Raw genomic sequence first — 13,403 nt, forward strand, 5'->3', positions numbered from 1 at the left:
GCCGAAATTCGGCGGCTGCGACAGATCGGGCGCGCCGGGGGCTGCCGGCGCCGTGCCGCTATTGGCGGGCGGCGCCGCGCCATTGTCGGCCGGCGGCGTGCCTAGCGGCGACAGTCCCGGCATCTCCGGCAGCTTCAAGTCTATCGTGGCGGGTTCGACAGCGGCACCCTTGTAGCGCATCACCATCTGCGGGAAGGCGATGGTGAGCCCGATCATGATCACCTGGATACAGACGAACGGCACCGCGCCCCAATAAATCTGGCCGGTGGTGACCGGCGCGATCTGCTTGCCGGTGATGCGGTCGAGATAGGGCACGCGCGCCGCGACCGAGCGCAGGTAGAACAGCGCGAAGCCGAAGGGCGGATGCATGAAGCTGGTCTGCATGTTGACGCCGAGCAGTACGCCGAACCAGATCAGGTCGATGCCGAGCTTGTCGGCGGCGGGCGCGAGCAGCGGCACGATGATGAAGGCGAGCTCGAAGAAGTCGAGGAAGAAGGCCAGCACGAAGACCAGCAGGTTGACGCCGATCAGGAAGCCGGTCTCGCCGCCGGGCAGCGAGGTGAGCAGGTGCTCGACCCAGATGTGGCCGTTGACGCCGTAGAAGGTGAGAGAAAAGACGCGCGCGCCGATCAGGATGAACAGCACGAAGGAGGACAGCCGCGTCGTCGAAGCCAGCGCCTGTTTGATGACGTCGAGCGACAGCCGCCCCTTTGCCGCAGCCATGATCAACGCGCCGACTGAACCCATCGCGCCGCCTTCGGTCGGCGTGGCGATGCCGAGGAAGATGGTGCCGAGCACCAGGAAGATCAGCGCCAGCGGTGGGATCAGCACGATCACCACCTGCTGCGCCAGCTTGGACATCATGTTGACGTGGAGGCGCTGGTCGGCGATCGCCACGGCATAGATCACGATCACGCCGACACAGGCGCCGAGAATGTCGGCGTTATCGCCATGCGCCGGCACCAGATAGCGGTAGGCCGCATAGGAGATGGCTGCGGTTACCAGCAAAGCGACGATCAGCGAGATCACGCCGCGGCCGAGCGTGCGCGCCTCGGCCGGCAGCGCCGGCATCGAGTTCGGGCGGATGATCGACATGATCAGGATGTAGAGCATGTAGATGGCGGTCAGCACGATGCCGGGAATCAGCGCGCCCGCATACATGTCGCCGACCGAGCGGCCGAGTTGGTCGGCCAGCACGATCAGCACCAGCGAGGGCGGGATGATCTGGGCCAGCGTGCCGGAGGCCGCGATCACGCCGGAGGCCAGCCGCCGGTCATAGCCGTAGCGCAGCATGATCGGCAGCGAGATGAGACCCATGGCGATGACGGAGGCCGCCACCACGCCGGTTGTGGCGGCAAGCAGCGCGCCGACGAAGATCACCGCATAGGCAAGCCCGCCGCGGATCGGGCCGAAAAGCTGCCCGATCGTGTCGAGCAGGTCCTCGGCCATGCCGGATCGTTCGAGCACGATGCCCATGAAGGTGAAGAAGGGAATGGCCAGCAGCGTGTCGTTCGACATCACCCTGGTGCCGTAGAAATTGTCCGGCAGCGCGTGCAGCAGCGGCCAGGCGAGGTTGATCGATCCGCCGGAGTAAGGCGACAACAGCACGCCGATGAAGAAGAACAGGAGACCGTTGGCGGCGAGCGAGAAGGCGACTGGGTAGCCGATCAAAAGGAAGATGACCAGCGAGGCGAACATGATCGGCGCCATGTTCTGCGCGATGAACTCGATCATGGGCGCACCTCGCCGGCCAGCGCCTTGGCTTCTTCGGCAAGCGCCTTGGCCTCGAGCTCGGCTTGCTCATGCGCCGATACGAAGGGATTGGGATCCTCCATGTCGCCGCGCATGATGGCGATCTTCTTGATGATCTCTGAAACGCCCTGCAGCGCCAGCAGGATGAAGCCGGCGAGCAGGATGGCCTTGGCCGGCCAGACGATCAGGCCGCCGGCGTTGGTCGACATCTCGCCGCTGCGGAAAGACAGCGACACGTAAGGAACGAAGTAGATCACCATCAGCACCACGAACGGCATCAGGAAGAAGAGGTGGCCGAGAAGGTCGATCCAGTGCTGCACGCGGCGCGAGAACATGCCGTAGACGATGTCGATGCGGATATGGTCGTTCTGCTTCAGCGTGTAGGCCGCCGCCAGCATGAAGGCGGCGCCGAACAGGTACCATTGCAGTTCGAGCCAGGCATTGGAGGAGATATCGAACGCCTTGCGGATGACGGCGTTGCCGGCGCTTACCAGGATCGCCAGCAGGATCAGCCACGAGATCCAGCGGCCGATGAACTCGTTGATGCGGTCGATCGTCCTGGAGAGAGCGAGTAGCCCTGCCATGCAATTCCTCCCTGATGCCGGCGCCGCGCCCGGTTCCCCCTCCGGTCTCGCGTCGCTTGGCCCAACGGTATGCAGTGCGTGGTCCGGTTGGTCAACATGACAAGGCGCGACAAACGACGGCGCCGGTGGAAAGCTGCCGGTTCACCGAACGTCATGCAACCAAAGTCTGAGGGATTCAGGCGACCTTGGCCTGGTCGCGGCTTGCGCCGATCAGCACCAGCATGGCGACGAGGAAGAGATATATCCAGCCATCGCGCCATTCGATCGGGAAGTAACCGGCCCACAGCGATTCGGCCATTCCGAAGGCCGCGGCGCCAAGCGCCGCCTTGAGCGGCGACAAATAGCCGCCGACCGCCGTGACGAACAGGATCTTGAGGCCGTAGACGAGACCGGTGCCGAAGCTGATATTGCCGTAATAGAGGCCGGCGAGCACGCCTGCAAAAGCCGCGCAGAAGCCGCCGTAGAGCACCGCGCGGCGGAACACAGCGCGCACGTCGACGCCGCACATCGCGGCCGCCTTCGGATCGTCGGAGACGGCTCGCCAGGCGCGGCCGAAGCGCGAATGCGAAAACGTCCAGGCCGCCAGGGCCACCACCGCTATCACGGCGGCGCAGTCGAGCAGCTGGATGACGGTGAGCGTGACCTTGAAGCCGGCATCCTGCGCGAAGACGACAGGATCGGCGAGCATCGGCGGCAGCCAAAGATCATGGGTGTCGGCGGCGATGCGGCTTGCTTCCGACAGGAACAGCAAGATGCCGAGCGTCGTCACCACGATGGCGTTGGGCGACCTGTCGGCCAGCCTTTCGAAGACGCTGCGCGACAGCACTTGGCTGATCAGCACGGCATAGAGCAGAGCGGCCACGATGCCGAGCGCGACCGACGCGAACAGCGTCAGCCACAGCGCCTGGTAGCCGAAGGCCGCGGTCAGGATCATCGTGTGGCCGCAAAAGGCAAACAGCGCGCCATAGGCAAGGTTGGTGCGGTGCAGGATGCCGTTCGTCAGCACATAGCCGAAGGCGAGCAGCGCATAGAGCGCGCCGGAATGCAGCCCGTTGAGCACCTGCTGGTAGAAATAGAGCATTAAGCATCCCTGCAGCGCTGCGCCCTTTGGGACGCGCAAAGGACGCTGGAGCACGTTGATTTAGCGGCGAGCCTTGCATCAGGAATCTAACTTGTCAAACACGTTTTATAGGTTAGATTTCCCGCCATGACGGTATCCTGGACCCCGCACCGCTTCACCGGCGGCATCCTCGCGCTCGACACGGCGAACACGGTCGTGCTGCGCAACGATCCGGAAAAGACTTTTGATCGTTTCGACGATCCCGCCGAGATCGCCCGCTTCGCCGAGGCGGCAAGCGGCTTTCGCGCCGCCGAGCTCGGCGGCCGGCGGCTGCAGGCGCCGGAACCGGGCGGCATCGCCCCGGTCGTGCTGTCGATCCGTGAGGCGACCGACCGGCTGTTTCGCCATGCCATAACGAAAGGTGCCATCTCCGCCGGCCATCTGCCGGATTTCCTGACGGCCTGCGCCAGTGGCCTTTCCGGTAGCAGCACCGAGATCGGGGCGCCGGGCCAGCCGTTCGGCGATCCGGCGACACCGATCGCCTTCGAGGCGGCCTTGGCCGTCTCGGCGCTTTCGCTGTTGCGCGACGAAACCGTTGCCAGGCTCAGGATTTGTCCGAACTGCAGCTGGCTCTTCGTCGACCGCAGCCGCAACGCCAGCCGCCTCTGGTGCGACATGGCCGTCTGCGGCAACCGTCAGAAAGCGAACCGCTACTATCGCCGCCGCACGGCGGCCAGGGAGGCCATCAATGCCTAGCAAGTTCCGTTCGATCGCCCTTGGCGCGGCCTTGATTGCCGCCACAGTGCTCGGCGCCTGCCGCGATACGGGCAAGGAGCAGCTCTTCGCCATTTCCGGCAAGCTGTTCGAATTCAACTACAGGCTCGGCATAGCCACCTATGTCATAACGCTGAGGCCGCTGCGGCCCATGGGCGAGGGGCAGGTCGCGGTCGTCAATTTCCAGAATCCAGCCGGCGGCGACCCGCTCATCGTCAACCAGAAGATCTGGCCCAAGCTTCCCCATATCACCCTGACCAGCCCTCCGCTCACCTGCGTCGTCAAGGACAAGCCCTATTCCGTCACGATCCGCATCGAGGATTCGAGCGGCACCCTGCTGCAAAGCCTCGAGACGACGATGACCTCGACGGAGGACCAGACGATGCTGCCGGACCGGCCTCTGGTGATCGGGCCGAAATACGAGCTCAACCCGGACCTCGCCGGCCATCCCGACGGCAAGCTGCCCGATGAGCCGAAGCCGGATTGCTCGAAGGCGGTCTAATGCATGTCGCCCAAAAGTGTGTAGCGGTTTTGGGAAAACGACATGCATAAAAACAAAGATTTAAAGCGCGTCGCTCGAATCCGTTTCGACGCGACGCGCTTTAGGGCACGATCTCGAACCGGTGGTCAGCGTCAGCAAAAACTGCGCAGCGGTTTCGGAAAGATCGTGCCCAGGCAGGAGACGCCGGCTGCTGAAATTTTCGTGCTTCGTGAAGCGTTTAGCTTCGTCTTAAATGCGCTGGGCGACTTCACCCGGACCGTTTGTTGCGTCCGCTCTGGCCCCTGCTTTTTCGTTTGACCTCTCCCGCAAGGGAAGAAAGACTGCGGCGTCCCACTCCGACGTTGGCCGCCCGTCTGAGGCGTGCCTCCGCAGAGGAAATGCCTGATGACGCTGCATGACGTCGCGCTCGACGACAAGTTCGACCTTGGCAAGGAGCGCGTTTTCCTGTCCGGGGCGCAGGCCGTCGTGCGCATGCTTCTTATGCAGCGCGAGCGCGACCGCCGCGCCGGGCTCAACACCGCGGGCTTCGTCTCCGGCTATCGCGGCTCGCCGCTCGGCGGCCTCGACATGCAGCTCTGGAAGGCGAAGCGGCAGCTTGCGCAATCCGACATCGTCTTCCAGCCTGGCCTCAACGAGGAACTCGCCGCCACCGCCTGCTGGGGCTCGCAGCAGACCGAGCTGCTCGGCGAAGGCACGCATGACGGCGTCTTCGCGGTCTGGTACGGCAAGGGGCCGGGCGTCGATCGCTCCGGCGACGTGTTCCGCCACGCCAACCTCGCCGGCTCGTCCAAGCATGGCGGCGTTCTCGCCTTGATGGGCGACGACCACATGGCCGAATCCTCGACCAACGCGCATGCCACCGAATTCCTCTTCGTCGACACCATGGTGCCGATCCTCAATCCGGCCGGCGTCCAGGAGATCATCGACTACGGCCTTTACGGCTTTGCCATGTCGCGCTTCGCCGGCACCTGGGCGGCGATCAAATGCGTCAAGGACAACATCGAATCGACGGCCTCGGTCGACGCCTCGCTCGAGCGGCTGAACATCGTCATTCCGGACTTCGACATGCCGCCCGGCGGCCTCAACATCCGCCACGAGATCGACATGCTTGGCCAGGAAGAGCGGCTGCATGAGCATAAGCGCGCCGCCGCTTCCGCCTTCATCCAGGCCAATGGGCTGAACCGGATCGTCTATTCGGGCGGTCGCAACCCGAAGCTCGGCGTCATCACCATCGGCAAGAGCTATCTCGATGTCCGCCAGGCGCTGGAAGATATCGGCATCGATGAGAAGGCCGCAAACCGCATCGGCATCCGCCTGTTCAAGGTCGGCTGCCCCTGGCCGCTCGATTTCCAGCACATCGCCGACTTCGCGCGCGGCCTCGACACCATCGTCGTCGTCGAGGAAAAGCGCTCGCTGATCGAGGTGCAGCTGCGTGAAAATCTCTACGGCACCGCCGCCCACCCGGCCATCGTCGGCAAGAAGGACGAGCGCGGCGACTGGCTGTTTCCGGCCAAGGGTGCGCTCGATCCCAACGAGATCGCGATCGCGCTCGGCGAGCGGATCCTGCGCACCATAGGCCCGTCGGAGGAGATCGCCGCGCGGGTGGCGAAGCTGCGCCAGTTCCAGGCGATGCTCGCCGACACCGTCGACATCGGCTCGCGCACGCCTTTCTTCTGCTCGGGCTGCCCGCACAATTCCTCGACCAAGGTGCCGGAGGGCTCGCTGGCCGCCGCCGGCATCGGTTGCCACTTCATGGCGCTGTGGATGGACAGGAACACCGTCGGCTTCACCGCCATGGGCGGCGAGGGCGCGCAATGGGTCGGCCAGGCGCCGTTCTCGAAGCGCGACCATATCTTCCAGAATCTCGGCGACGGCACCTATAACCATTCCGGCCTGCTGGCGATCCGCTTCGCGCTGTCCTCCGGCGCCAACATCACCTACAAGATCCTCTACAACGACGCGGTCGCCATGACCGGCGGCCAGCCGCATGAAGGCGGCCTCACCGTGGATATGATCGCCAGACAGGTGCGCGCCGAAGGCGTCAACCGCATCGCCATCGTCACCGACGAACCGGACAAATATGCTGGCAAGGCCGATTTCCCGGCTGGCGCCACCATCCATCACCGCGACGACCTCGACCTGGTCCAGCGCGAATTGCGCGGTGTGAAAGGCGTCTCAGTGCTCCTCTACGATCAGACCTGCGCCGCCGAGAAGCGCCGCCGCCGCAAGCGCGGCACCTTTCCCGACCCCGACAGGCGCGTCTTCATCAACGAGCTGGTCTGCGAGGGTTGCGGCGATTGCGGCGTGCAATCCAACTGCGTCTCGATCCAGCCGGTCGAAACCGAATTCGGCCGCAAGCGCCGGATCGACCAGTCGAGCTGCAACAAGGATTTTTCATGCCTTGGCGGTTTCTGCCCCTCCTTCGTCACCGTTCATGGCGGCAAGATCAGGAAGGCCGAAGGCATCGCCGGCAAGACCGATCCGCTCGACGGCGTGCCATCGCCCGCCGAATTCCCACTTGGCGGAGAGGGCTGGGCGGCGATCATCGACGGCGTCGGCGGCACCGGCGTGGTCACCATCGGCGCGGTGCTCGGCATGGCCGCCCACCTCGAGGGTAAAGGCTGCGGCATGATCGACATGGCGGGCCTTGCCCAGAAGGGCGGCTCGGTCTTCACCCATGTCCGCATTGCTTCGACGCCCGAGGACATCCACGCCATCCGCGTTTCGGCCGGCAAGGCGGACCTTGTGCTCGGCTGCGACCTCGTGGTCTCCGGCGCCAAGAAAGTGCTCGCCGCGGTGCGCGAGGGTCACACGATGTTCCTCGCCAACACCGCCGAAATCATGCCTGGCGAATTCACGCGCTCCGCCGATTTTTCCCTGCCGGTCGAACGGCTGAAGAAAGCGATCCGCGCCGCCGCTGGCGACGACAACGCCCACTTCTTCGACGCCACCCGCACCGCCACCGCTTTGTTTGGCAATTCGCTCGGCGCCAACATGTTCATGCTCGGCTTCGCTTTCCAGCATGGCGGGCTGCCGCTGTCGGCCGAAGCCGTTGAAAAGGCTATCGAATTGAACGGTGAAGCCGTGGCGATGAACATCGCCGCCTTCCGTTGGGGCCGTCGCGCCGCGCACCAGCCGGACTTCGTGCGCAACCTGGTCGGCAAGACCGGCAAGCCGGTGTCCGCGCCCGCCGAAACGCTGGACGACATCATCGCCCGGCGCGTTGCATTCCTCACCGCCTACCAGAACGCCGCCTATGGCAAGCGCTATGCCGATAGGGTCGCCGCGCTGCGTGCCGCCGAGGCGCGGGCGGTTCCCGGCTCGACCGCTGTGACCGGGGCCGCCGCCAAAAACCTGTTCAAGCTGATGGCGATCAAGGACGAGTATGAGGTGGCGCGGCTCTATACCGACGGCAGCTTCGCCTCCGATCTCGCAAGGCAGTTCCAGAGCTACGAAAGGCTCGAATTCCATCTCGCGCCGCCGATCCTCGGGCGGCGCGGCAATGACGGCAAGCCGAGGAAATCGAGTTTCGGTCCCTGGATGATGAAGGCTTTTCGCCTGCTGTCGGCCATGAAAGGCCTGCGCGGCACGGCATTCGACCTCTTCGGCCACACCGCCGAACGGCGCGCCGAGCGGCAACTGCTTGCGCAATACGAGGCTGATCTCGATCTGATCGCCGCAGCGCTTGCGCCGGGCAGGGTCGAAGCCGCTGCCGCTCTCGCCTCCGTGCCCGCGCTCATCCGCGGCTATGGCCATGTCCGGCAGGCCAGCGCAGCAAAGGCGGCCGAGGAGCGCTCCAGACTGCTCCAGCGGCTGAGCCAAACCGTGCCGGTGCCGGTTCTCAACGCCGCCGAGTGATTTGCGCCGACTCTTTGCCCAAGGCCTTTCCGGCCCGCCCAGGTGTTCGCGCCTTGGCGGGCAGGCGGAAGCTGCTGCTCAAGCCATCGCTGTTCTAAGCCTTTCTTAAGGCGGTTGTGGCATGACAAGGCTTAGCGTTGGGCCGACCATATGGGCAGAACAAAGACCGAAAGCATCCCCGCGGATGTTTATATCCAATTTGTGCGCTCGTTGTTCGACAACGCGCATATGTTGCTGATCGGTGGCGCGTGCTATTGGATCCTCGGATTCATGATCTATCTGCGCACGCACAACCCCTTGTTCCTGACGTTTTCTTTTGCTCTGCTTTCCGTCAGCCTTATCCGTTACTTCGGCATTCGCAGCTTCCTGCGAACAGGCGGCGTGATTGCCGATGTCGAACACGCGCAGCGGTTGGAGCGCAGCTACATCCTGAAGGGCTGCCTGCAGGGCCTCGGCCTGGGCGCGCTGTGCTTCGTGTCGATCTATGTGTATCCCGATCCCTTTGCCGAGCTGGCGGCGATGTCGCTGACCTTGGCCACCCTGGTCACGGTTGTCGCCCGCAACTACGGCTCGCCGCGCATGGTGCGGATCTTTTCGGTGACCTTCATCGGTCCGGCGGCGCTTGCGCTCCTGCTGCGCATGGACGCGCCTTCCGTCGTCCTCGGCCTGATGATCATCCCGATGACGTTCATCACCATCACCGGCGCCGACCATGTGCGCAACGTGCTCTTCTCGGCCGTCATCGGCCACAAGCAGGCGAGAAACCTGACGCGCAGGTTCGACCGCGCGCTCAACACCATGTCGCATGGCCTGGTCATGCTCGGCCCGGACGGACGCGTCGCGGTCGCCAATGCCGAGGCCGCCCACCTGATGTCGCTGAAGTCGGCCGACGCGCTGCTCGGGCGTTCGATCCACGGTCTTCTGATGCGCGGTGTCGCCGGCGGCATGCTGGCACCGAAGGACTGCCGCTACATCGAGGCGCAGCTGACGCGCGCCCTGCGCGAGGGCCGCGACCGCAAGGTGCTGGTTTCGCTCGCCAACGGCCAGCACTACGAATTCTCCGCGCGCGAAGGCAGCCAGGAACTCGGCGTCGTCACCTTCGAGGATGTGACGGCCCGCGTCGAGGCGGAGGAGAAGATCCGTTTCATGGCGCGCTACGACAACCTCACCGGCCTGCCGAACCGCGCCTACTTCCACGAGCTGGCCGGCGAGGCCATGGCGTCCGGCGACCGCGACCGGCTCTGCGGCCTGGCGGTGCTCGATCTTGACGATTTCAAGAGCGTCAATGACACGCTCGGCCATCCGGTCGGCGACGGGCTGATCTATGCCGTGGCCGAGCGGCTGGCGGCGGTTGCCGGGCCTGGCATCAATGTCAGCCGCTTCGGCGGCGACGAGTTCATGATCTATTTCGACCGCATCGAGGATGAGAGCCATCTCGGCAGCCTGCTCGACGAGATCTTCGCCGACTTGCAGGGCGAAGTCGACGTTGCCGGGCATGGCCTGCGTATCCAGGCCAGCGGCGGCGCGGTGTTGTCCATCGTCAAGGACACCGACGTCGATGCCATGATCGTCAAGGCGGACCTTGCGCTCTACAAGGCCAAGGAGCTCGGCAAGAACAGCTGGCGGCTGTTCGAGGCTTCGATGGATGCCGCCTTCCGCAACCGCCAGCTGATGAAGGCCGATCTGCGCAGCGCCGTGCAAGCCAAGGAACTGCGCGTCGTCTACCAGCCGATCGTATCGATGAGCACCATGCGCATCGCCAGTTGCGAGGCGCTTTGCCGCTGGGATCATCCCGATCTCGGGCCGATTTCGCCGGGCGTCTTCATTCCGCTGGCCGAGGAGATGGGCATCATCTCCGAGATCAGCACCTTCGTGCTGCAGGCAGCCTGCGCCGAATGCGCCAAATGGCCGGCGCAGACCAGCGTTTCGATCAACCTGTCGGCCAAGGATTTCCGCAACCGCGACGTCGTGCAGAAGGTGCGCGACGCCTTGGCGGCGTCGGGCCTTGCGCCGCACCGGCTCGAGATCGAGGTCACCGAGACTGCCCTGCTCGACGACAAATCGCTGACGCGCGAACTGATCGAGGAGTTGAAGACCCTTGGCGTTCGCATCGCGCTCGACGACTTCGGCACCGGCTATTCGAGCCTCAGCTATCTGCACAAGCTGCCGCTCGACAAGATCAAGATCGACCGCTCCTTCCTGATCGACGTGACCCAGAGCGCCCAGTCGCTCGATCTTTTGAAGGGGATCGTCGGCTTGACCCGGACCTTGGGCCTGGTCGTCACCATCGAAGGGGTCGAGACCTTCGAGCAACTGAAGATACTTGTGCGCTCGGTCAAACCGGACCTCGTGCAGGGTTTCCTCTTCGGTGCCGCGCTCAGTGCATCGGGCATCGAGACGATGTCGAACGTCACCTGGCCGTTCGCCGCGGACCTGCGTCTCGCCGCCAAGCGGACGGCCAGGTAGCGCAGTTGCGGAATTCGCTCGATTGAGATCGGCAATGCACGTTGATCAAACGTGCGCAGCATTTTCTACGAAAACAGAAGTTTTGAAACTTATTTTGCAACGTTTTCCAGAATAACTTCAGAAAAACCTGTCGAATCTTTTCCATCCGTAACTGCATAAAGGTGAATATTTGTAGAAGGTCGACGCTTCTGCCGGATTCTGACACGGATTAGTGCTTTCTGCTTGCAGATTTGCGGCGTCCTTTCATGTTGAAAGTGAGCTTAGTGCAAGGCGCCAGATTTGCTTTTTCAGCGCAACGCTGCCGCCTGCAATTGCGCCGATTATTAAGGTTAACGAAGGGTAAATCAGCAGGGTTGAATTTTCGGCTTGTGTCTCATTTCAACTCGAATAGCCTAATCATAGGCGGATACGAGGACTTGAGATGGATGCTGCGAGAAACGATGCGCAGGCTGGCGCCGGCGCAAACACTGGGTCGGCGCTGAACCGTTCGATCATGCAATTGCTGGAGCATGTCGACTATCGCCTCATCACAGGGGGCGAGGATCTGGAGGCGATCTACCGCCTTCGCTATCACTCCTATTTGCGGTCAGGCATGTGCGGCCCGATCGCCAGCGGGATGTTCGAGGATCGCTGGGACAATCTGCCGAATTCCTACCGGTTCGGTGTCTATTTCGATGGTGAATTGGTCAGCACGCTGCGCCTCCACTATATTTCCCGCGAGCACCCCTATTCGCCTTCCGTCGACGCCTATCCCGAAATATTGGCCGAGCGGCTTGCCCGCGGAGAGACCTTCATCGACGGAACGCGGTTCGCGACCGATCCCGACAGCGCGCCCGCGCCGGGAGTCCTGCCTTTCCTGACGCTCAGGCTCGGCATGGTGGCCTCCAGCTACTTCGGCCAGACCGCGGTGCTCACGCCGGTCAAGGTCGAGCATTCCGCTTATTACGCCCGTATCTTCCATGCCGTGCAGAGGACCGAAGGCAAGGTGTTCCCAGGTGTTCTTGCGCCGATCGCCTTGTTCGAAATCCCCTGTGGCGAAAATTTGCGCCTGACCCTCGAACGGTTCCCGTTCTTCAAGTCAACGCCGATGGAACAGCGGCTGATGTTTGCCAACCCGGCGATCAACCGGCTGACGCCGCTGTCCATCATTCCGACGGCGAAATACTATCGCGACGCTGCCTGAACCTTCCGAGCATCGTGGACCTTTCCTTCGGTTTCACCGTTATGAAATAGCGGCGTCGCCGTCGAGCGACGCCGCGGTCCTGCGCAACAGGCGTTCGCCCCGGGCCCATGTCGGGTTGTTTGTTCATGGGAAGGATACGATCATGACCATCCATTCACTCGCGCTCGCGCCCCTGATCTCGCTGATCGCCGGCATATTGATCCTGGTGATGCCGCGCCTGCTCAACTACATCGTCGCGCTCTATCTGATCGTCGTCGGCCTGCTCGGCCTGTTTCCGCAGCTCGCCGGCTGAGGTTCAGCACCGCGCTGCGTCGCGGTGGCGGCGTCCCGTCCCATTTCAACTTTCATTTGAGGCTGTTGTCGCCGGTCGTGCGGCAATAGCGCCATTGCTCTTGGTCCGGCTTTTCGCTATGTGCCTCGAAGATGTCTTCGAAGGGGTATTCCTATGGCTGATCATGCGCCGACCGGTCCTGTCGAACTGGGTGCGAAGATGGACTATGCCGAGCATGACCGCACCTATGCGGCCTTCCTGAGGCTGGCCAAATATGGATCGCTTGTTTGTCTGGCAATACTCGTGGCGATGGCTTTCGGTTTCTTCGCGGGCGGCTTCTTCTCGGCGCTGATCCTCTTCGCGGTTATCATGGCCGCCGGCGCATTCATTCTCCGGTAGTTTTCTCAAACCCTTTGCCGGTGACGCCGCCGGAGATCGGTCGGCGCCTTGCGGACAGGTTCCAGCCGAAAGGATCAAGCGGTGGGGCAGTCGGTATTCATCCCTCGTGAGCTTGACGCGAACGAGCCGCGTGTGGCGGCTTCGCCTGAGACGGTGAAACGGCTGGCGGGCCTGGGCTTCGAGGTGATCGTCGAGAAAGGCGCGGGCCTCGGCTCACGCATCACCGATCAGGATTTTGCCGCCGCAGGCGGCACGATCGGAACGGCCGGCGATGCCAAAAAGGCCGATGTGGTGCTGAAGGTGCGTCGGCCGACCGATGCCGAGCTGAAGGGCTACAAATCCGGTGCGGCGGTCATCGCCATCATGGATCCCTACGGCAACGATGCGGCGCTTGCGGCGATGGCCAAGGCCGGCATCACCGCCTTTTCGATGGAATTCATGCCGCGCATCACCCGCGCGCAGGTGATGGACGTGGTCTCCTCGCAGGCCAATCTCGCCGGCTATCAGGCGGTGATCGACGTCGCGTACGAATATGACCGAGCGCTGGCGATGAT

The 13,403-nt window shown here is 63.4% G+C and carries 11 protein-coding genes and 1 pseudogene; 9 read left to right on the forward strand and 3 right to left on the reverse strand.

The features are described 5' to 3' along the window. The 3 genes from EOA29_RS10240 to EOA29_RS10250 form a co-directional block, all read right to left on the reverse strand. The coding region (locus EOA29_RS10240) for a TRAP transporter large permease subunit (RefSeq protein WP_189478858.1) at positions 1-1,734 on the reverse strand (1,734 nt) is incomplete at its 3' end. Then, the gene (locus EOA29_RS10245) at positions 1,731-2,336 is read right to left on the reverse strand and encodes a TRAP transporter small permease subunit (RefSeq protein WP_126090610.1); all 606 of its coding nucleotides are present in this window, start codon (positions 2,334-2,336) and stop codon (positions 1,731-1,733) included. The genes EOA29_RS10240 and EOA29_RS10245, both read right to left, overlap by 4 nt. A gap of 175 nt (positions 2,337-2,511) precedes the next feature. Continuing rightward, a complete protein-coding gene (locus EOA29_RS10250; RefSeq protein WP_126090609.1) occupies positions 2,512-3,417 on the reverse strand; it encodes a branched-chain amino acid ABC transporter permease in 906 nt (301 codons plus the stop codon). Between the two features lie 126 nt (positions 3,418-3,543). Here EOA29_RS10250 and EOA29_RS10255 point away from each other — a divergent pair, with 126 nt between their 5' ends. From EOA29_RS10255 to EOA29_RS10290, 9 genes and pseudogenes are all read left to right on the forward strand, one after another. Beyond that, positions 3,544-4,152: a CGNR zinc finger domain-containing protein gene (locus EOA29_RS10255; protein ID WP_126090608.1), complete on the forward strand. Its 609-nt coding sequence runs from the start codon at positions 3,544-3,546 to the stop codon at positions 4,150-4,152. Continuing rightward, positions 4,145-4,672: a hypothetical protein gene (locus tag EOA29_RS10260; RefSeq protein WP_126090607.1), complete on the forward strand. Its 528-nt coding sequence runs from the start codon at positions 4,145-4,147 to the stop codon at positions 4,670-4,672. Before EOA29_RS10255 ends, EOA29_RS10260 begins: the two co-directional genes overlap by 8 nt. A 42-nt stretch (positions 4,673-4,714) precedes the next feature. Further along, on the forward strand, positions 4,715-4,969 hold the full coding sequence (locus EOA29_RS41265; protein WP_189350410.1) for a hypothetical protein: 255 nt from the start codon (positions 4,715-4,717) through the stop codon (positions 4,967-4,969). Positions 4,970-5,056: 87 nt separating this feature from the next. Next, on the forward strand, positions 5,057-8,530 hold the full coding sequence (locus tag EOA29_RS10265; protein ID WP_127220852.1) for an indolepyruvate ferredoxin oxidoreductase family protein: 3,474 nt from the start codon (positions 5,057-5,059) through the stop codon (positions 8,528-8,530). Between the two features lie 150 nt (positions 8,531-8,680). Next, positions 8,681-10,996: an EAL domain-containing protein gene (locus tag EOA29_RS10270; RefSeq protein ID WP_126090605.1), complete on the forward strand. Its 2,316-nt coding sequence runs from the start codon at positions 8,681-8,683 to the stop codon at positions 10,994-10,996. Positions 10,997-11,417: 421 nt separating this feature from the next. Continuing rightward, a complete protein-coding gene (locus EOA29_RS10275) occupies positions 11,418-12,179 on the forward strand; it encodes a hypothetical protein (RefSeq protein ID WP_126090604.1) in 762 nt (253 codons plus the stop codon). Between the two features lie 142 nt (positions 12,180-12,321). Then, positions 12,322-12,471, forward strand: coding sequence for a DUF3096 domain-containing protein (locus tag EOA29_RS10280; protein ID WP_124999626.1), 150 nt, complete (start codon positions 12,322-12,324; stop codon positions 12,469-12,471). 153 nt (positions 12,472-12,624) lie between these two features. Then, entirely contained in the window at positions 12,625-12,849 is a 225-nt protein-coding gene (locus tag EOA29_RS10285; protein WP_127220853.1) for an aa3-type cytochrome c oxidase subunit IV, read from the forward strand. A gap of 81 nt (positions 12,850-12,930) precedes the next feature. Further along, a pseudogene (locus EOA29_RS10290) lies at positions 12,931-13,403 on the forward strand (NAD(P)(+) transhydrogenase (Re/Si-specific) subunit alpha); the annotation flags it as partial.

Source organism: Mesorhizobium sp. M1E.F.Ca.ET.063.01.1.1 (assembly GCF_003998155.1).
Classification (GTDB): Bacteria; Pseudomonadota; Alphaproteobacteria; order Rhizobiales; family Rhizobiaceae; genus Mesorhizobium.

Excerpts from the sequence above, each read along its gene's own strand:
- EOA29_RS10265 (WP_127220852.1), top strand. The coding sequence starts at position 5,057 with ATGACGCTGCATGACGTCGCGCTCGACGACAAGTTCGACCTTGGCAAG.
- EOA29_RS10285 (WP_127220853.1), top strand. The coding sequence starts at position 12,625 with ATGGCTGATCATGCGCCGACCGGTCCTGTCGAACTGGGTGCGAAGATG.
- EOA29_RS10245 (WP_126090610.1), bottom strand. The coding sequence starts at position 2,336 with ATGGCAGGGCTACTCGCTCTCTCCAGGACGATCGACCGCATCAACGAG.
- EOA29_RS10280 (WP_124999626.1), top strand. The coding sequence starts at position 12,322 with ATGACCATCCATTCACTCGCGCTCGCGCCCCTGATCTCGCTGATCGCC.
- EOA29_RS10270 (WP_126090605.1), top strand. The coding sequence starts at position 8,681 with ATGGGCAGAACAAAGACCGAAAGCATCCCCGCGGATGTTTATATCCAA.
- EOA29_RS41265 (WP_189350410.1), top strand. The coding sequence starts at position 4,715 with ATGCATAAAAACAAAGATTTAAAGCGCGTCGCTCGAATCCGTTTCGAC.
- EOA29_RS10250 (WP_126090609.1), bottom strand. The coding sequence starts at position 3,417 with ATGCTCTATTTCTACCAGCAGGTGCTCAACGGGCTGCATTCCGGCGCG.
- EOA29_RS10275 (WP_126090604.1), top strand. The coding sequence starts at position 11,418 with ATGGATGCTGCGAGAAACGATGCGCAGGCTGGCGCCGGCGCAAACACT.
- EOA29_RS10260 (WP_126090607.1), top strand. The coding sequence starts at position 4,145 with ATGCCTAGCAAGTTCCGTTCGATCGCCCTTGGCGCGGCCTTGATTGCC.
- EOA29_RS10255 (WP_126090608.1), top strand. The coding sequence starts at position 3,544 with ATGACGGTATCCTGGACCCCGCACCGCTTCACCGGCGGCATCCTCGCG.